Annotated in this window: 19 protein-coding genes and 1 tRNA gene; 11 read left to right on the plus strand and 9 right to left on the minus strand. The window is 65.9% G+C overall.

Annotated elements, in window-relative coordinates:
- Window positions 1-10: 10 nt before the first annotated feature.
- The 5 genes from CXR02_RS18525 (at window position 11) to CXR02_RS18545 (ending at window position 4261) form a co-directional block, all read left to right on the plus strand.
- Window positions 11-295, plus strand: coding sequence for a DUF1540 domain-containing protein (locus CXR02_RS18525; protein WP_104063319.1), 285 nt, complete (start codon window positions 11-13; stop codon window positions 293-295).
- A gap of 199 nt (window positions 296-494) precedes the next feature.
- Window positions 495-2798 carry a carbon starvation CstA family protein gene (locus CXR02_RS18530; protein ID WP_104063320.1) on the plus strand — a complete coding sequence of 768 codons (2304 nt, stop codon included), beginning with the start codon at window positions 495-497 and terminating at the stop codon, window positions 2796-2798.
- Window positions 2795-2998 (plus strand): YbdD/YjiX family protein, encoded by a 204-nt coding sequence (locus tag CXR02_RS18535; protein ID WP_056342522.1) that lies wholly within the window; start codon window positions 2795-2797, stop codon window positions 2996-2998. Before CXR02_RS18530 ends, CXR02_RS18535 begins: the two co-directional genes overlap by 4 nt.
- 82 nt (window positions 2999-3080) lie before the next feature.
- The gene (locus CXR02_RS18540) at window positions 3081-3773 is read left to right on the plus strand and encodes a bacterial proteasome activator family protein (protein WP_104063321.1); all 693 of its coding nucleotides are present in this window, start codon (window positions 3081-3083) and stop codon (window positions 3771-3773) included.
- Window positions 3774-3781: 8 nt separating this feature from the next.
- Window positions 3782-4261, plus strand: coding sequence for a hypothetical protein (locus CXR02_RS18545; RefSeq protein ID WP_058930047.1), 480 nt, complete (start codon window positions 3782-3784; stop codon window positions 4259-4261).
- Window positions 4262-4281: 20 nt separating this feature from the next.
- Here CXR02_RS18545 and CXR02_RS18550 read toward each other — a convergent pair whose 3' ends face one another.
- Both CXR02_RS18550 and CXR02_RS18555 read right to left on the minus strand, forming a co-directional pair.
- Complete coding sequence (locus tag CXR02_RS18550; protein WP_104063322.1) at window positions 4282-4467, minus strand: hypothetical protein; 186 nt, start codon at window positions 4465-4467, stop codon at window positions 4282-4284.
- Window positions 4468-4506: 39 nt separating this feature from the next.
- Entirely contained in the window at window positions 4507-5493 is a 987-nt protein-coding gene (locus CXR02_RS18555) for a hypothetical protein (protein WP_104063323.1), read from the minus strand.
- A 79-nt stretch (window positions 5494-5572) separates the two neighbouring features.
- Here CXR02_RS18555 and CXR02_RS18560 point away from each other — a divergent pair, with 79 nt between their 5' ends.
- Window positions 5573-6073 (plus strand): hypothetical protein, encoded by a 501-nt coding sequence (locus CXR02_RS18560; protein WP_146072566.1) that lies wholly within the window; start codon window positions 5573-5575, stop codon window positions 6071-6073.
- Here CXR02_RS18560 and CXR02_RS18565 read toward each other — a convergent pair.
- The 5 genes from CXR02_RS18565 to tmk all read right to left on the minus strand — a co-directional run bounded on the left by CXR02_RS18565 (window position 6070) and on the right by tmk (window position 10695).
- Window positions 6070-6969 carry a DNA/RNA non-specific endonuclease gene (locus tag CXR02_RS18565; protein ID WP_104063325.1) on the minus strand — a complete coding sequence of 300 codons (900 nt, stop codon included), beginning with the start codon at window positions 6967-6969 and terminating at the stop codon, window positions 6070-6072. The two genes, CXR02_RS18560 and CXR02_RS18565, sit on opposite strands and share 4 nt — an antisense overlap.
- 163 nt (window positions 6970-7132) lie before the next feature.
- A tRNA-Thr gene (locus tag CXR02_RS18570) sits at window positions 7133-7205 on the minus strand.
- Window positions 7206-7312: 107 nt separating this feature from the next.
- Complete coding sequence (locus tag CXR02_RS18575) at window positions 7313-8878, minus strand: alpha/beta hydrolase (protein ID WP_104063326.1); 1566 nt, start codon at window positions 8876-8878, stop codon at window positions 7313-7315.
- 21 nt (window positions 8879-8899) lie between these two features.
- The gene (locus CXR02_RS18580; protein ID WP_104063327.1) at window positions 8900-10042 is read right to left on the minus strand and encodes a DNA polymerase III subunit delta'; all 1143 of its coding nucleotides are present in this window, start codon (window positions 10040-10042) and stop codon (window positions 8900-8902) included.
- A complete protein-coding gene (gene tmk, locus CXR02_RS18585; protein WP_104063328.1) occupies window positions 10039-10695 on the minus strand; it encodes a dTMP kinase in 657 nt (218 codons plus the stop codon). The genes CXR02_RS18580 and tmk overlap by 4 nt, the downstream gene beginning before the upstream one ends.
- Before the next feature lie 53 nt (window positions 10696-10748).
- Between tmk and CXR02_RS18590 the strand changes: the two genes are divergently transcribed.
- Both CXR02_RS18590 and CXR02_RS18595 read left to right on the plus strand, forming a co-directional pair.
- A complete protein-coding gene (locus CXR02_RS18590; protein ID WP_104063329.1) occupies window positions 10749-11939 on the plus strand; it encodes a PLP-dependent aspartate aminotransferase family protein in 1191 nt (396 codons plus the stop codon).
- Between the two features lie 9 nt (window positions 11940-11948).
- Entirely contained in the window at window positions 11949-12299 is a 351-nt protein-coding gene (locus CXR02_RS18595) for a DUF2516 family protein (RefSeq protein WP_056342490.1), read from the plus strand.
- A gap of 117 nt (window positions 12300-12416) precedes the next feature.
- Here the strand turns inward: CXR02_RS18595 and CXR02_RS18600 are convergent, their stop codons facing one another.
- The gene (locus tag CXR02_RS18600) at window positions 12417-13241 is read right to left on the minus strand and encodes a class I SAM-dependent methyltransferase (RefSeq protein WP_181037285.1); all 825 of its coding nucleotides are present in this window, start codon (window positions 13239-13241) and stop codon (window positions 12417-12419) included.
- Between the two features lie 78 nt (window positions 13242-13319).
- Between CXR02_RS18600 and CXR02_RS18605 the strand changes: the two genes are divergently transcribed.
- Complete coding sequence (locus CXR02_RS18605) at window positions 13320-14066, plus strand: phosphoglyceromutase (RefSeq protein WP_104063330.1); 747 nt, start codon at window positions 13320-13322, stop codon at window positions 14064-14066.
- Window positions 14067-14142: 76 nt separating this feature from the next.
- Here the strand turns inward: CXR02_RS18605 and phoU are convergent, their stop codons facing one another.
- Window positions 14143-14796, minus strand: coding sequence for a phosphate signaling complex protein PhoU (gene phoU, locus CXR02_RS18610; protein WP_104063331.1), 654 nt, complete (start codon window positions 14794-14796; stop codon window positions 14143-14145).
- Window positions 14797-14998: 202 nt separating this feature from the next.
- On the opposite strand from phoU, the gene CXR02_RS18615 reads away from it, so the two are divergent.
- Together CXR02_RS18615 and CXR02_RS18620 are read left to right on the plus strand one after the other, a co-directional pair.
- Entirely contained in the window at window positions 14999-16207 is a 1209-nt protein-coding gene (locus CXR02_RS18615) for a cell wall metabolism sensor histidine kinase WalK (protein WP_258061116.1), read from the plus strand.
- A complete protein-coding gene (locus CXR02_RS18620; RefSeq protein ID WP_056342479.1) occupies window positions 16204-16884 on the plus strand; it encodes a response regulator transcription factor in 681 nt (226 codons plus the stop codon). The genes CXR02_RS18615 and CXR02_RS18620 overlap by 4 nt, the downstream gene beginning before the upstream one ends.
- Window positions 16885-16922 lie beyond the last annotated feature (38 nt).

Consider the following 16922-nt stretch of genomic DNA (forward strand, 5'->3'; position numbering starts at 1 on the left):
GGAACCTCCTATGACAACACATGTTGCCGATTGCAGTGTTACCCGTTGCTCGTTTAATGACCACGAAGGCTGTACCGCCCACGCCATCACGGTTGGCGGAAGCAAAGACCACGCCAGCTGCGCCACGTTCATCGACACCGGCACACACGGCGGGCTGCCCAAGGTCCTGGCGGATGTCGGAGCCTGCCAGCGCTCCGAGTGCATCCACAACGACCACCTGATGTGCAACGCCGCCGAAGTTCACGTGGGCCCCGGCGCTGACAACGCGGACTGCCTCACTTACGCACACGCGTAGCCACGGCTCCCGCCCGGGATTAGCCACGAAGGCCTCCGTCCAGGAAACCCTGAACGGGGGCTTTTATGCGCTCGGCGCCTCCCGCCCGCCGTTCACCGCAATGACACACGGCGCGGGCAGAATGCCCCTCCTCGTTGGTGCGGCGTTGGTAGGGTGCCTTTGAGCAACTCACTGAAGCACCAATTCTCAAGGAGGAGACATGGCCAGCAGGCCTGACGAACCGGTACGTGCAGCGAAAGGTAGCGGCCCATTGACCGCCGATCCGAAGCTTCCGCCAACCGCAGTGGACGAGGCCGTCCGCGAAGCTGAAGACAAGAACTGGACCCCGGCCAATATCGCACTGTGGGCAGCCATCGCACTGCTCGGCGGCGTCGCCTGGTTCATGCTGGCCATCGTCCGGGGCGAGACCGTCAACGCGATCTGGTTCGTGTTTGCCTCGGTTTGTACCTACCTCATTGGTTACCGCTTCTACTCCAAGGTGATCGAACGCCTCATCACCAAGCCGGATGACCGCCGCGCCACGCCGGCGGAATACAAGGCTGACGGCAAGGACTATGTCCGCACGGACCGCAACGTGCTGTTCGGCCACCATTTTGCCGCGATCGCGGGTGCCGGCCCGCTGGTCGGACCCATCATCGCGGCCCAGATGGGCTACCTCCCCGGCACCATCTGGATCATCATCGGCGTTGTGCTCGCAGGTGCCGTCCAGGACTACCTGGTGATGTTCTTCTCCATGCGCCGCGGCGGCCGTTCCCTGGGCCAGATGGCCCGCGAAGAACTGGGCGTCATCGGCGGCACGGCAGCACTGATCGCCACGCTGCTCATCATGGTGATCATTGTGGCGATCCTCGCGCTCGTCGTCGTCAACGCCCTGGGCGAAAGCCCGTGGGGCGTGTTCTCGGTGGGCATGACCATCCCGATTGCGCTATTTATGGGCGTCTACCTGCGCTACATCCGGCCGGGCAAGATCATGGAAGTCTCCCTGATCGGCTTTGTGCTCCTGATGGCCGCGATCATCGGCGGCGGCCTGGTGGCGGAGACCGAATGGGGCTCCGCGTTCTTCACCCTGGACAAGGTGACCATCGCGTGGGGCCTCATCGTTTACGGCTTCATCGCGGCCATCCTCCCGGTCTGGCTGCTCCTGGCTCCCCGCGATTACCTCTCCACGTTTATGAAGATCGGCGTGATCGTGATGCTGGCACTGGCCATCATCGTGGTCCGCCCGGAGATCACTGTCCCGGCCTTCAGCGAGTTCGCAAGCCGGGACAACGGGCCGGTCTTCCCCGGTGCGCTGTTCCCGTTCCTGTTTGTCACCATTGCCTGCGGGGCGCTATCCGGTTTCCACGCCCTGATCTCCTCGGGCACTACCCCGAAGCTGATCGAGAAGGAACGCCAGACCCGTTTCATCGGCTACGGCGGCATGCTGATGGAGTCATTTGTGGCCATCATGGCGCTGGTAGCGGCCATCTCCATTGACCGGGGCCTCTACTTCGCCATGAACGCCCCCGCGGCCCTGACCGGCGGCACCGTGGAAACCGCGGCCGCCTGGGTCAACGGCCTTGGCCTGTCCGGGGTCAACGTCAGCCCGGCCATGCTCGCTGAGACGGCAGCCAACGTCGGGGAGCAGAGCATTGTGTCCCGGACCGGCGGCGCGCCCACACTTGCCGTGGGACTCGCCCATATCATGCAGCAGTTCATCGGCGGCACGGCCCTGATGGCCTTCTGGTACCACTTCGCCATCATGTTCGAGGCGCTGTTTATCCTCACCGCGGTCGACGCCGGTACACGCGTTGCGCGCTTTATGCTGCAGGACTCCATCGGCAACTTCATCCCGAAGTTCAAGGAGCACTCGTGGCGTCCGGGAGCCTGGCTGTGCACCGCCGTTATGGTGGCCGCCTGGGGTGCCGTGCTGCTCATGGGCGTGACCGATCCGCTGGGTGGCATCAACACGCTGTTCCCGCTGTTCGGCATCGCCAACCAGCTGCTGGCCGCGATCGCACTGTCCGTGTGCCTGGCCATCGTCGCCAAGCGGGGGAGCTTCAAGTACCTCTGGATCGTGGCGGTACCGCTCGCTTTCGCGGCGGTGGTGACCATCACCGCGAGTTACCAGAAGATCTTCTCGTCGACGCCCGCCGTCGGCTATTTCGCCAACAATGCCGCCTTCAGCAAGGCACTCGCGGACGGCAAGACGGAGTTCGGCTCAGCCAAGAGTGTTGTCGCCATGGAAGCCGTGGTGCGCAACACTGCGATTCAGGGCTGGCTGTCCGTCATCTTTGTGGTGTTGAGCATCATCGTCATCGCCATGGCTTTCGTGGCCACCATCAAGGCCTTCCGCAACCATTCGGCTGGGTTGCCGAACGTTGACAACGAGGACGAGGCCCGGCCGTCAAAGGTCTTCGCACCCGCCGGGCTGATCCCCACACCCGCGGAACGTGAGCTGCAGGCCGAGTGGAACAAGCTGCCGGCCGAGCTGCGGTTCGAAAGGGCAGGTCACCACAAATGAGCCCCGGTCTGGCCGCGGTCGCAACAGGGTTCCGGGGTTTCGCCCGGTACCTCGGCGGCGTGCTCGGTGCTGATGCGTACGCCAAGTACCTGGAGCACCACCACGCGGCCGGACATGGGGAACCACCGCTGACGGAACGCGAGTTCTGGCGGGACCGGACGGACCGCCAGGACTCCAACCCGCAGGGCCGGTGCTGCTGACGCTGACTGCCGGCCAGCCTTCATCGGCTGGCCGGCTTCATCAACTGGACTGCCCGTCCTCGGCTCGTGAGAGTATGAACGCATGAGCGATCCGACAGACACTCAGCCTGATGATGTCCCCGTTGAGGGCAGGACCCTCGACAACGGCGAACCGGCCATGCCGGCTGTGCCCATCCCGGCTGGAGCCGTCACCGGCCCCGGCGCTGCACGTCCGGCCACTACCGGCCCGGCGGCGTCGAGCACGTCACCCGGGGGCAAGGCCAAGGGCAGCAACCTGCAGGACCTTGTGGACGAGCCCGCGAAAGTCATGCGGATCGGCACCATGATCCGGCAGCTCCTGGCAGAGGTTAAGTCGGCCCCGCTGGACGACGCCGCGCGCGAACGCCTCGCCGAGATCCACGAACGTTCCATCAAGGAGCTGGAGGACGGGCTGGCACCGGAGCTGGTTGAAGAACTGGAACGGATCAGCCTGCCCTTCCCGGAGAACACCACACCGTCCGACGCCGAGCTTCGGATCGCCCAGGCGCAGCTGGTGGGGTGGCTGGAAGGCCTCTTCCACGGCATCCAGACGGCCATCGCCGCCCAGCACGCTGTACGGGAGCAGGCCGCCGCGCAGCTGCACCTGAAGCAGCTTCCGCCGGGCACCATGATCGCCCCTGGCGTGGTTATCGGGGAGAACGGCGAGCCGCAGCGGGCCGCCGCCGGCCATCATTCCGGTCCGGTGCCGTCAGGCCGGCCGGAGGACCCGGACCACGGTCCCGGCCAGTACCTCTAGGTTCCTGCGTGGGATTCTTTACTGCCGCCCGGCAAGGGCGCAAGGACGATGCTGAGCTGGGCAAGGGCCTTTGGCGCCGTGCCCACGATCGTTTCCACCGTGGCCTGGACCGCTATCACCAGGTCCTCGAAGGCGTCGAAGACGAGCAGCTTTATGCGGAACTCGTAGAAGTCGCGAACGAGCTGGCGGGGCTCCTGGAACGTGTCCGTGTTGTTTGCGTCGAGGCCCAGCGACGTTCGCCCAGCGAGGGGCTGGACATTCCCGGGGACCTGGCCGGTGTGCACCGGTCGTTGTCGAAGGCAGGCAATTCACTGGCCACCACTGCCGAGGCTGCAGCCATGCTGCGGCTCGCCGTCGGACCCGTCCCGGTGGGGGCGGCCTCGGTACGCCGCCGCGCGGAATCAGTGTTTGAGCAGGTGGCGGACGCCGAACGCCGGCTCGCCGAGGATGCCGCCGCCGGCGGCCAGCCCGAAAGCCGTTCCGGCTGAGCGGTACTTCCGGCTGAGCCTCAGGCGGCGATCCGAGCCTGCTCGATGGCAACAGCGTCGATAACGGCCCACGATTCCTCGGTGCCGCAGTTCCGGCTGGCGAAACGTTCGGCGTCCTTCAGGGAATCGAAGCTTTCACTGCTGATCCGGCCGCTATCGGCGTCGAAGTACGTAACGTGAAATTCCTGTGCAAGTTGGTTTTCCATAGATCCAGTCTGCAACCGGGGTCTGACATTAACCGTTCATCAGTCCCGCGTGTTGCCCAGGCGTAGCACCCGCTCCTGCGCGAGCATGGCCGAACGTTTGGCCTTTTCGACTGCCCGGGCCGCCTGCTTGGCCTCGGCGGCCGCCGTGCCCAGGTTTTTCCTGGCGCTGTCCAGCTGCTCCTCCGCGGCTTTGAGCCGGTCGCGGAGCTCACGTGTTTCGCGGGTCAGGTCCGCGACTTCGGCCTCCGTGTCCGCCAGTTGACTTTGCCGGTCCGCGGCCAGCTGGGCGAACTCCTCTTCGGCTGCCATGGCCTCGCCCAAGGCAGCGTTGGCTTTCTCCAGCGCCGAGGGGGACGCCGGCCGCGGAGTCTCCCGGACAGCCTTCAGGCGCGGCTGGTCCGCGGGTTTGCGGGTGCCGGGTTCCGCCGTCGTCTGTTCTTCCTCTGCTTCTTCCGGCACAGTGGCCGGTGGCTGTTTGGGACGGCCGAGTGTCGTGGCGCGCGGCGCCGGCACGGCCACGGGCACCGCTACGGCCCCATCGAGATCAACCGTGTCCACGCCGTCGGCGGACAGCGCCTGGACCAGCAGTCCGCTTTGGACGGCGGCAGTGGCACCTTCGTCGGCGGTCATCGCCTGCAGGGTGCGCTCGACGTCGGCGGCGATGGTGGCGCTGATGCTGCGCCCCTGGCGTTCTGCAACGGCGCGGGCGGTCTCGACGGCGGTCGCCAGCAGGGTGCGGCGCTCCCGCGCCAGTTCCCGGAGGGCGGCGGCGTCGAGGGATGCCTGGGCCGACCGCATCCGTTGGCCGAGCTCGGAAAGCTGCGCGAGCACTCCTGGCTCATGGATGGCCAGCATGTTGACCGCCCAGGCCGCCGCTGACGGCTTTGGCAACGCCTTGACGGCAGCCGGGAGATCCTTCCCGGAACCGGCGGCTGCCTTGGCTGCGGCGGTTCGGGCGGCCACAAACTCCTCGAAAGGCAGAGCGTAAAGTTCGAACGCGATAGCCGCCAGCGCCTTGTCATCCATGCACGCCATCATAGGGGGAGGGCACCGGAGCCGAAGGGTATGTGTGCCGCCTAGACTGGCCGCCTCCTAGACTGGCCGCATGAGAAGAGTGCGGGGGCTCATTGTCCGGCCGGCGGTGCTGATGTTGGCAGTCTGCATCCCGGTTGCCGGCTGCTCGAACGTCTGTCCGGCCATCGGGTGGGTCAACTCCATCACGGTTGAACTGGCGGGTGACGTCTCGCGTGTGGATACCGTGCAGCTGTGCGCCGATGGCGCTTGTTCGGAGTTGCGACCGGAGCCTGGGACGGCAGCACCGCGCATTGTGGTGACAACACCGCTGGATGCCAGGGCTCCGCACACGCTGGAAGCCCAGCCCACCATGGCCCCGTTCTACGCTGAATGGATCGACGCCGATACCTGGCGGTTCACCGTCAGCATGAGCTCTCCCGACCACGTGACTGCTAAAGCGCTGTCTGCCACGGGCGACGTCCTCGCCGAGGAGGAAGCCGACCTGGACTGGAAGCGGGTGGGCGGCTCGGCCCAGTGCGGCGGTCCCATGGAAGCTTCGCCGGTCGAGCTCACGGTCAGGCCGGGGCTCTAGTCTCCGTTCAGATCGAAGTCCAGGTCCAGGTCCTCCGGGGACACGAGCGTCCGCCACGTCGACTTCACCCGGGCGGTGGGTAGTTCTGCGGCGATGGGCATCCGGTCAACGGCCACGAGCTGGTCCAGGTCCAGGCCGGTGACGGCGGCGATATCGCGGACGGGGACCTGAAAGGTCCGGAACGGGCCCAGGGGCGGAGCCTCGTCCACGGCGCCCGGGCGGGGCACATCGGGCAGGTCGGCCAGCTGTGGTGTTTGGTCCACGATGTAGCCGGTGGCCGCAAGCTCCCCGTCCTGGAGGAATGCGGCGACCTTGAAGAACAGCAGCGGAATGTCCACGCCGCGGTACACCGGGTCATTGTCCCCGAAAATGGGTCCGGTGAACACGATCAGCCGCCGGCCGTGGTCGGCGGCATGCTCCAGCAGGTAGGACTCCAACCCGAGCCACAGGTCCAGGCTCTGGTTGAACTTCGAAGCCTGGGGCACGGCGTTCGTGTAGTGGAACGTGTCCTCATTCGCTTGGGCGGCCTCCTGCCGGGTATCACCCCAGACGGCTGAGGCGCGCCGGACCAGGTGTCCCCTATCAAGGTTGTTCCGGGCGTAGAGCTGCTCACCGGTCTGCTGGTCCTCGGCCAACCTTGGATCCAGCTGCCATTGGATCCCGGATCGGTCCAGATCCATCAGCTTCTCCCCGTCGATGCCGAGGGCCGTGACGGCGGCCAGGCGCCTGTCCAGCCGCATGAGCACCGAGAAATGGGTGTAGGGCAGCAGGATCGTTTTCGTGTCGGCCAGAATCGGCACAGGAACCTGTACACCCAGGAAAGCGACGTCGTACCCCGACCGGTTCGACAGATCGCGTGCAGCAGCAGAACCCGGTACCAGCAATAGTTCGTCCATGGCCGGACACTAGCAGTGGAAGATGACGGCGGGATGAATTTCGGTGGACCACAGGGAAACTGCCGTCGGCGGCCCAGCTCAATGCGGCGGGCTGTCGAAGGGCTTAACCAGCGAAAAACCCCGTATCATCGTCGAAAACAACGACAATACGGGGTTTGTCCCGAGCTTCCTATCAGAATCGAACTGATGACCTTTTCATTACGAGTGAAACGCTCTACCGACTGAGCTAAGGAAGCACCGCACAATTCGCCCGGCGTAACCGGGCGGTTCATGCAAGAGTCAACTGTAATAGAGTCCCTGCGCCCGGGTCAAAATGGGCGCCCAAACACCCCAGCAGAAGTCCTCAGCAGACGGTGTTGTCGGCGGGAACCGTTCCGTCCACAAGGTACTTGTCCACGGCGTCTTCGAGGCAACTGTTGGCCCGGCCGTAGGCGGTGTGGCCCTCTCCCTGCCAGGTCAGCAGCGAGGCGTTGCCCAGCTGTTTGCGCAGGGATGCGGCCCATTCCACCGGGGTGGCAGGGTCGCCGGTGGTTCCGACCACCACGATCGGGGCTTCGCCGGTGTATTCCACCGGGGCGGGGGTCCGCAGGTTCTTGTACGGCCAGTCCACACAGTTGGTGCCGCCGTAGGCGAAGAAGTAGCCCAGGGTGGGGGAGGCCTGCATAAGCCGTTGCTGTTCCGCGCGCATGGAGGCAGTATCGGACACCATGGGGTAGTCCAGGCAGTTGATGGCGCCGAAGGCGAAGGTGGAGTTGGACGTGTACTTCCCGTCGGCGCCGCGGTCAGCGCCGAGGTCCGCCAGACGGAGCATCAGGCTGGCGTCACCGTTCAGTGCAGCTTCGAGGGCTTGGGTCAGGGCGGGCCAGCTCTGGTCGTTGTACAGCGGAGTGATGAGGCCGCTGACGAACATCGTGGCGTTCACCAGGCGGCCGTCCTTGGCCTGCCAGGGGGTGTTCTGGACGGCGGTGATGAGGTCGCGGATCTGCTGGACCCCGCTGTCCACGTTCCCGCTGAGCGGGCACGAGGATTCCTGCTGGCAGCTGGCCACGTAGGCCCTGATGGCTTTTTCGAACGCCACGGCCTGGCCGCTGGTCAGCTCCTCGTTGCTGATGGACGGATCCAGGGCGCCATCCAGGACCATACGGCCCACATTCTCCGGGAACAGCGAGGCGTAGGTTGAACCAAGGAACGTGCCGTAGGAGTACCCCAGGTAATTGAGCTTCGAGTCATTGACCACGGCGCGCAGGATGTCCAGGTCCTTGGCCGCGCTGACCGTGTCGACGTGGCCCAGTACCGGACCCGTCTTGGCGGCGCACTGCGCGGCGATGGCCTTGTTGTCGGCCAACGCGGCGGCAAGCCCGGCGTCGGTCTCCAACGCGTAGACCTTTGCCCGGGACGCGTCCCGTTCGGCATCCGTCAGGCAGGTAACAGGGGCGGAGCGTTTGACGCCCCGAGGATCAAAGCCCACCAGGTCATAGTTGGCCCGGACAGACTGCGAGAAGTGCGTCGCGGCCGCATCCTTGACGAAGTCGTAGCCGGACCCGCCCGGACCGCCCGGGTTGACCAGCAGGGTGCCGGTTTTCTTGCCCGTGCTGGGAGCCTTCAGCGCGGCTATCTGGATCTTCTCGCCGTCCGGCTTCCCGTAGTCCACGGGCACGGTGACCTTGGCGCACTGGAAGCCGTTTTCGCAGGGCTCCCACACAACCTCCTGGGCGTAGAAGGTGTCCAGGCCGGCGGGCGCGGACGCCACGATGGCAGGGTCTGCCTTCGCCGTGGCGGGGGCCGCGTCCGGGGTGTCCCCGCCAAAGAGGCCGCACGAGGCCAGCGTCAGGGCCAGGATCAGGGCGCCGGCAGCCCGCAGCCCAATCACCAGGGATCGGGAGCGTGCGGGCAGGGGGCGTGCAGTCATCGAGCGGTCTCCTAGTAGTTGCTAGATCAGGCTGGCTGCCATGGACTCAATGGTCAACAGCGGTGCAACGTTGGTGGTGGTGATGCGTTGGCGGGCTTTGTTGATGGCGTCCATGCGGGCGAGGGTGGTCTCCGGGGCAGACCGGGCGGCGAATTCCTCCAGCTCACCCCTGAGCTCAACGTTTACCAGCTCCACGGCGTTCCCGAGCTGGATGATCAGCACATCCCGGTAGAACGACAGGAGGTCCGTCAGCGTCCGGTCCAGCGAGTCCGTGATGGATCGCTTGGCCCGTCGTTTCTGGTCGTCTTCGAGCTGCCTGACCTGGCTGCGCATGGTCGGCGGGAGCGTCCCTGACTCCGGGGCACCCAGAGTGGCCAGCAGCGCAGCCTTCTCGGCGGCGTCGCGCTCTTCATTGGAACTGTTGGCTTCGGCCGTGGCGATCTTCACCAGCTTGTCCGCCATCATCACCGCTGCGGTCACGCCGCGCAGACCCAGGGGGAACCTCACCGTTTCCAGCCGGCGTTCCCTCGCCTCGGGGTCCCGCGCCAGCCGGCGGGCGATCCCCACATGGCTTTGCGCCGCGCGGGCAGCGCGTTCGGCGAGTGCCGGGTCCACGCCGTCGCGCTTGACGAGCAAAGCGGCGACGTCGGCGGCCGGCGGCAGCCGCAGGGCCACGGCCCTGCAGCGCGAACGGATGGTCACCAGGACGTCAGCGGGCGACGGTGCGCACAGCATCCAGATGGTCCGCGGCGTGGGCTCCTCGATGGCCTTCAGCAGCACATTGGTGGTCCGCTCGGCCATGCGGTCGGCGTCTTCCACCACAATGATCCGCCAGCGCCCCGACGACGGCCGGTTGCCCGCCTTGGATACCAGGTCGCGGGCTTCATCGATGGTGATGGTGACCTTCTCGGTCCTGACGTACGTCACGTCCGAATGGGTCTCGCCGAGGATGGTCAGGCAGGCTGGACACTCCCCGCAGCCGCGCCTGGCCACGTCGTCCTGATCGCAGTTGAGGGCGGCAGCGAAGGCCTTCGCGGCGTTGGAACGCCCGGATCCGGGCGGGCCCGTGAACAGCCAGGCATGGGTCAGCCCTTCGCCCCGCGAGGCAAGGCGAAGCTGTTCGACGACGGCGGGCTGGCCCTGAAGGTCGTCCCAGACAGTCATGCGGCGCCCCGGCCTGCAGACGCGAGCAAGGCATCAACGCGGGTGAGGATCCGCGCGGCCAGTTCGTTTACGGGCAGATCCGCCGGCAGGACCAGATACGTATCCGGCCGGCTGGAGGCCAGTTCGAGGAACGCCGCGCGGATTGTTGAATGGAACTCATCGGCCTCTGACTCAAGGCGGTCTTCGGCGGCGTCGTCGGCTGTGCGGCGGCGGCGGCCGTCAGCGGGGTCCACGTCCAGCAACACCGTGAGGTCGGGCTGCAGCCCGGACGTCGCCCATTCGTTGAGCGTACGCACAGCGTCGGCACCCAGATCGCGGCCGGCCCCCTGGTACGCCACGGACGAATCAATGTAGCGGTCCGTCAGGACAACCTCGCCGCGTTCCAGTGCCGGGCGGATCACCTGGCTGGCATGGGCCGCGCGGGAGGCAGCAAAGATGAGTGCCTCGGTGTGGGCGTCGATGTGGCCATGGCCGTGGTCCAGGACCAGGGAACGCAGTTTTTCGCCAATGGGCGTCCCGCCGGGTTCGCGGGTCCGCAGGACCGTCAGGCGACGTGTTTCCAGGGCCTCGGCAAGACGGGCCGCCTGGGTGGACTTGCCGGCGCCGTCGCCGCCCTCGAAGGCGATGAAAAGTCCAGGGCTGTTGGTGGTCACTGGTCTAGACTACCGACTTCGGGAGCCGCCGCACGTCCAAGTACGCTTTCTCCATGAGTCTCTCGGAACAGTATGCAGCGTCCCTGTCGGCCGAAACCGTGGTGGTTGCCGCCGGCCGGCCGGCACGTGAGCGGGACGAGCCCGTCAACCCGCCCATCGTGCTGTCCTCGACGTACTTCGGCACGGGAGCGCTGGGCGACGGGGACCGGGGCTACGGCCGCTATTCCAACCCCACCTGGGATCCCTTTGAGGAAGCCCTGGGCCAGCTTGAAGGATCTGAACTGCCCGGCCTGCTCTACGCGTCCGGACTGGCGGCCGTCAGTTCGGCACTGTCCCTGCTTCCCGCCGGCGGCGTCCTGGTGATGCCGTCGCACAGTTACGCGGGTTCGCTGGTGATGGCCACGGAGTTGGCGCAGAAGGGCGTCCTGGAACTGCGGACTGTGGACATCACGGACACTGACGCAGTCAAAGCACAGATCGCGCCGCAAGGACCGGACGCGAAAGCGGCCAGGATGCTGTGGCTTGAGAGCCCCACCAACCCGATGCTGGGCATCGCCGATATCCGCGAACTCACCGCGGCGGCCCACCGGGTGGGCGCCATTGTAGTGACGGACAATACGTTCTCCACGCCGTTGGTCCAGCAGCCACTGAGCTTGGGTTCCGACGTCGTTCTTCACTCGGTGACCAAATACCTGGCCGGACATTCCGACGTCGTCCTCGGCGCCTTGGTGACGTCCAACCCGGACATCCGGGCAGCGCTGCTGCACCACCGCATCATTCATGGCGGTATCGCCGGGCCGTTCGAGGCATGGCTGGCGCTGCGCGGGCTCCGCACCCTTGCGCTGCGTGTGGAACGGTCGCAGGCTTCTGCCGCGGTCCTGGCCGAACGCCTGAGCACACACCCCCTGATCGATAGCATCCGGTTCCCCGGCCTCCCCACGGATCCCGGCCACGAACGGGCCAAGACCCAGATGTCGGGCTTCGGTTCGATTGTGTGCGTGCAGATCGCGCCGGTTGCCGGCCTGAGCGGAGCAGACGCCGCGGACAAACTGGTCCGCGCGCTGCAGCTGTGGCTGCCAGCCACCTCCCTGGGCGGGGTGGAATCGCTGATCGAACGGCGCCGCCGGCACGCCGCCGAGCCGCTGAGTGTCCCGGACAACCTGGTGCGGCTGAGCGTCGGCATTGAAAATATTGAGGACCTCTGGGCCGATTTGAAGCAGGCACTCGACTCGCTGGGCCGCTAGGCTTGGACGGTGGACGGTGAACTGATAATTCGGCCTGTAGAGCTGGCAGTGTTTTTTATCCTTGCCCTGGTGGCATTCGGACTTGAAGTGTGGGCTCTGCTGGACTGCGTCAGGCACAAGTCCGCAGCCTTTGAAGCGACCGGAAAACGAACCAAGACCTTCTGGCTGGCACTGACCGGCGGTGCCACCCTGATCGGCGCCATCTCGCTCTTCAGCAGCGGCGGAATCTTCGGCACGCTGGGCCTCTTTGGGCTCGCCGCCGTGGTGGCAGCGTCCATTTACCTCGCAGACGTCCGGCCAGCGGTCAAGGACGCTGGCCGCGGCGGTAGCCGTAATACGGGGCCATACGGCGGCTGGTAATCCCCACCGGCCCCCTCAGCTCGCAAGCTCGCTCAGGGAACCCTGCCGGCGTGGGCCCAGCACCGGCCCCCTCAGCTCGCAAGCTCGCTCAGGGAACCCTGCCGGCGTGGACCCACACTAGACCGACGGCGCCACAGCTTCCCAGGCCACCGTTAGTTCGCCCAGGCGCCACCGCGCCGGGCCGTCCTGAACCGGCCACCCGCCGTCGGACAGTGCCCTGCACATGGCGTGCCAGCGCTGCCTGTTGCCGAATGACGCCAGCGGCGCCGACTCCAGCCAGGCCCGGTCCATGGCCTGCATCAGCCGGTGGACAGGCTCTCCCGGAACGTTGCGGTGGATCAGTGCCTTCGGCAGCCGCTCGGCAATTTCCGATGGCAGGTCAAAGCTGCCGAACCGCACGGACATGCTCAGTGACAACGGCCGCCCGGCGTCGAGGGCAACCCACGTCACCCGCCGCCCGATCTCATCGCAGGTACCGTCGATAAAGAGCCCGCCGGGGGCGAGCCGGCCCTGGACCAGCCGCCAGATCCCCGCCACATCGGCCTCTTCGTACTGCCGCAGGACGTTGAAGGCGCGGACCAGCACGGGGCGCCCGGGCAGCGGCAACTCGAAACCGCCCACCTGAAAGCTGAGCCCCGGCCGCTCGAGCGCCTTGGCGATCCGGACGCGCTCCGGCTCGATTTCGATTCCGCACACGCGCACGTCCGGCCGGACTGCGCGGAGACGTTCAAAGAGTTCGACGGCGGTGGCCGGCGTTGCGCCGTAGCCCAGGTCAACCACGAGGGGGTCGTCGGCAGCGCGCAGGCGCCAGGCCTGGGGACCGGTGAGCCAGCGGTCCACCCGTCGCATCCGGTTGGGATTGGTGGTGCCCCGCGTGACGTTTCCGACCGGCCTGCCGCTCCGGCCATGGGGAGCGCTCACGCGTTCAGCTTTTTGCACCACGGCCCAACCCTATCGTTGTAACGCAGGGCCCTTGTAACGCAAGGCGGGCGGCGCTGTGCCTCGGCTAGGATAAAAATCATGACTTACAAGCTGATTCTGCTGCGCCACGGCCACAGCGAATGGAACGCCAAGAACCTGTTCACCGGCTGGGTGGACGTTGACCTCAACGACCAGGGCCGCGAGGAAGCGGCACGCGGCGGCGAGCTCCTGGTCGAGAACGATCTTCTCCCGGATGTCCTCTACACCTCGCTCCTGAAGCGGGCCATCAACACGGCCAACATTTCCCTGGACAAGGCCGACCGCGGCTGGATCCCCGTCAAGCGGGACTGGCGCCTGAACGAACGCCACTACGGCGCCCTGCAGGGCAAGGACAAGGCACAGACCTTGGCCGAATACGGCGAGGAGCAGTTCATGGAGTGGCGCCGGTCCTACGACACCCCGCCGCCGCCCCTGTCCGACGACTCCGAGTTCTCCCAGGCCCGCGATCCCCGTTACGCGGACCTCGGCGACGCACTGCCCCGCACCGAGTGCCTCAAGGATGTCCTGGTCCGGCTGCTTCCTTACTGGGAGTCGGACATCAAGGAAGACCTCAAGGCCGGCAAGACCGTCCTTGTCACCGCCCACGGCAACTCGCTGCGCGCCCTGGTCAAGCACCTGGACGGCATCAGCGACGACGCCATCGCCAGCCTGAACATCCCCACGGGCATCCCGCTGGTCTACGACCTGGACGAGGACTTCCAGCCGATCAAGCCGGGCGGCACCTACCTGGACCCGGACGCCGCTGCGGAAGCCATCCTGGCAGTGGCGAACCAGGGCAAGAAATAAAGCAGTAGTTAACGTTCGACGGCGGGCCGGTCACCTGAGGTGACCGGCCCGCCGTCGTATGTGGTTTAGCGAGCGGCTAGAAGCCCTGCCCCTGCCATTCGCCAGTGACGAGGTAGGTGACCTTGCGGGCCACGGACACGCCATGGTCAGCGAACCGTTCGAAGTAGCGGCTGGCCAGGGCCACGTCCACGGTGGTGGCAGGGGACTCGGCCCAGTCCGGGGCGGCGATCGCCTTGAACACGCTCAGGTGGAGATCGTCGATGGTGTTGTTGGCCTTGTGGATGTCGCGGGCCACTTCGAGGTCCCGGGATTCCAGCAGGACAATAAGCTTGTCGGCGATCAGTTGGTCCTGCTCGGCCATTTTGTTGAACGTTTCCGTCATAGATGCAGGGATCACAGTGGACGGGAAACGCAGCCGGGCCAGCTGGGCGATGTGGCGGGCCAGGTCCCCCATCCGCTCCAGGGAAGCGCTCATGCGCAGGGAGCCCACGATCATCCGCAGATCGCTGGCCACCGGCCCCTGCAGGGCGAGGATGTCGATAGCGCGCTCGTCCAGGCTGGTCTGCAAAAAGTCGATACGGGCGTCCGCGGCGATGACGTCCTCTGCCAGATCAACGTCGGCAATCTGGAAGGACGTGGTGGCCTTCCCCATTGCCTCGCTGACCAACTGCGAAATCTCCACCAGCTGCTCACCCACCTGGGTCAGCTCTTCCTGAAAAACCTTACGCACGTGGGCGTCCTTTCTTTGGAACTCCGCCCCTCGGGTGGCAGACGGAACTCATGTCGCCATTCGGCACTCCAGCGTATAACTCTGTCAGCGTGCGGTAAACGATTAGTCGGTTGTAGATGAACGTTAGCTGAACCGTCGCCGTAATGGGCCATGACGCACCGTCTCGACAGGAACCACGGCCTAAGCTGGATGTGTGGATCCTATGCTCATCGGTGTCATCGCCGGCCTGGTCGGCCTGTCGCTCGGCACCTTTGGCGTGCTCGCCTTCAGGATCAGTGAAAAGCAGCGCCAGCTTGTTGACGTCGACGTCGACGAACTCGCTTTGCCGGCCGGCGCCGCTGAAGTGCTGGCCGTCGTCGGACGGGCTTTTGTGGTGGTTGACGCCGTGGACGGTGTGGTGCGCGCCAGCCCGGCAGCTTATGCGTATGGCCTGGTGCGCGGCCACACGGTGGTCCACAAAGAACTTCTGGACATGACGGCCGGTGTGCGCCGTGATGGCGTGATCCTGGAAAAACGGCTAGAGCTGCAGCGCGGTCCGCTGGGCCACGGCACCATCATCGTGCAGGTCCGGGCGGCCATGCTCGGCGAGGAATATATAGTGCTTCTGGCCGACGACCGCACCGAAATTACCCGCACGGAAGAGATCCGCAACGACTTCGTGGCCAACGTGTCCCATGAGCTGAAGACCCCGGTGGGCGCAATTTCCCTGCTGGCCGAGGCACTGGAGTCCTCGGCCGACGACGAACAAGCAGTTCGCCGGTTCGCCAAGCGCATGCACAAGGAGTCAACCAGGCTGGCCGCCCTGGTCCAGGACATCATCGAGCTGTCTCGCCTCCAAGGTGCCAGCGTGTCCCAAGAGGGCAAGGCCGTGGACATCAACGCGGTCATCACTGAAGCGGTGGACCGTTCGCAGCTCCCCGCTGAAAGCAAGAACATTCGGATCGTGGTGGGGGAGCGGGTTGAGGCCACCGTCTTTGGTGACCGGGACCTGCTGGTTACCGCCCTGCGTAACCTGATCGACAACGCCATCCGCTACTCCCCAGAGAACACCAGGGTGGGCGTGGGCGTCCGGTCAAAGGACGGGCTGATCGCAGTGTCGGTCACCGATCAGGGCGAGGGGCTGACCCCGGAGGACCAGGAGCGCGTGTTTGAGCGCTTCTACCGGGTGGATGCGGCGCGTTCGCGCCACACGGGCGGAACGGGCCTGGGCCTTAGCATCGTCAAACACGTTGCCTCCAACCACGGCGGTGAAGTGACGTTGTGGTCACGGCCCGGCCAGGGTTCCACTTTCACCCTGCGGCTGCCCGAGATGGAAAGCCAAGACGCACCGGATACCGCAGGTGTCAAAGAACCAGCCGTACCCGTGCGCAAAAAAGAACGCGGCGTACATGAGCAAGGAGCTAGCGCTTGAGCAGGATTTTGATTGTCGAAGACGAAGAATCGTTCAGTGATCCGTTGTCCTATCTACTGGGCAAGGAGGGGTTCGAGGTAGAAGTGGTGGACAACGGCCTCGACGCCATCACCGAATTCGACCGGAACGGGGCGGATCTGGTGCTGCTGGACCTGCAGCTCCCCGGCCTGTCGGGCACCGAGGTCTGCCGCCAGCTGCGGCAGCGCTCCAGCGTTCCGGTCATCATGCTGACGGCCAAGGACTCCGAGATTGACAAGGTGGTTGGCCTGGAGCTTGGCGCTGACGACTACGTCACCAAGCCCTACTCCTCCCGCGAGCTGGTGGCCCGCGTCCGGGCCGTACTCCGCCGGCAGGGTGAACCTGAGGAACTGATCTCGGCCACAGTCCAGGCCGGCCCTGTCCGGATGGACATCGAACGGCATGTGGTCAGCGTGGATGGCCAGCAGGTCCTCTTGCCGCTGAAGGAGTTCGAGTTGCTGGAAATGCTGCTGCGCAACTCCGGCCGCGTACTCACCCGCGGCCAGCTGATCGACCGGGTCTGGGGTTCGGACTACGTGGGGGACACCAAAACCCTGGACGTGCATGTCAAGCGGCTGCGCGGCAAGATCGAGCCCGACCCGTCCATACCGCGTTTCCTGGTAACCGTCCGGGGCCTGGGCTACAAGTTCGAGCCGTAGGCCTCTCCGCCGTACGGCACGCCGGGCATCAGGCGCAG

Origin of the sequence: Arthrobacter sp. 4R501, from assembly GCF_002929755.1 — a bacterium.
In the GTDB taxonomy this organism is placed as follows: domain Bacteria; phylum Actinomycetota; class Actinomycetes; order Actinomycetales; family Micrococcaceae; genus Arthrobacter.

Bases quoted from the DNA above. Each gene is read 5' to 3' on its own strand.
- CXR02_RS18525 (WP_104063319.1), top strand. From the start codon at position 11: ATGACAACACATGTTGCCGATTGCAGTGTTACCCGTTGCTCGTTTAAT.
- CXR02_RS18530 (WP_104063320.1), top strand. From the start codon at position 495: ATGGCCAGCAGGCCTGACGAACCGGTACGTGCAGCGAAAGGTAGCGGC.
- CXR02_RS18535 (WP_056342522.1), top strand. From the start codon at position 2,795: ATGAGCCCCGGTCTGGCCGCGGTCGCAACAGGGTTCCGGGGTTTCGCC.
- CXR02_RS18540 (WP_104063321.1), top strand. From the start codon at position 3,081: ATGAGCGATCCGACAGACACTCAGCCTGATGATGTCCCCGTTGAGGGC.
- CXR02_RS18550 (WP_104063322.1), bottom strand. From the start codon at position 4,467: ATGGAAAACCAACTTGCACAGGAATTTCACGTTACGTACTTCGACGCC.
- CXR02_RS18555 (WP_104063323.1), bottom strand. From the start codon at position 5,493: ATGGATGACAAGGCGCTGGCGGCTATCGCGTTCGAACTTTACGCTCTG.
- CXR02_RS18560 (WP_146072566.1), top strand. From the start codon at position 5,573: ATGAGAAGAGTGCGGGGGCTCATTGTCCGGCCGGCGGTGCTGATGTTG.
- CXR02_RS18565 (WP_104063325.1), bottom strand. From the start codon at position 6,969: ATGGACGAACTATTGCTGGTACCGGGTTCTGCTGCTGCACGCGATCTG.
- CXR02_RS18575 (WP_104063326.1), bottom strand. From the start codon at position 8,878: ATGACTGCACGCCCCCTGCCCGCACGCTCCCGATCCCTGGTGATTGGG.
- CXR02_RS18580 (WP_104063327.1), bottom strand. From the start codon at position 10,042: ATGACTGTCTGGGACGACCTTCAGGGCCAGCCCGCCGTCGTCGAACAG.
- CXR02_RS18590 (WP_104063329.1), top strand. From the start codon at position 10,749: ATGAGTCTCTCGGAACAGTATGCAGCGTCCCTGTCGGCCGAAACCGTG.
- CXR02_RS18605 (WP_104063330.1), top strand. From the start codon at position 13,320: ATGACTTACAAGCTGATTCTGCTGCGCCACGGCCACAGCGAATGGAAC.
- CXR02_RS18615 (WP_258061116.1), top strand. From the start codon at position 14,999: ATGCTCATCGGTGTCATCGCCGGCCTGGTCGGCCTGTCGCTCGGCACC.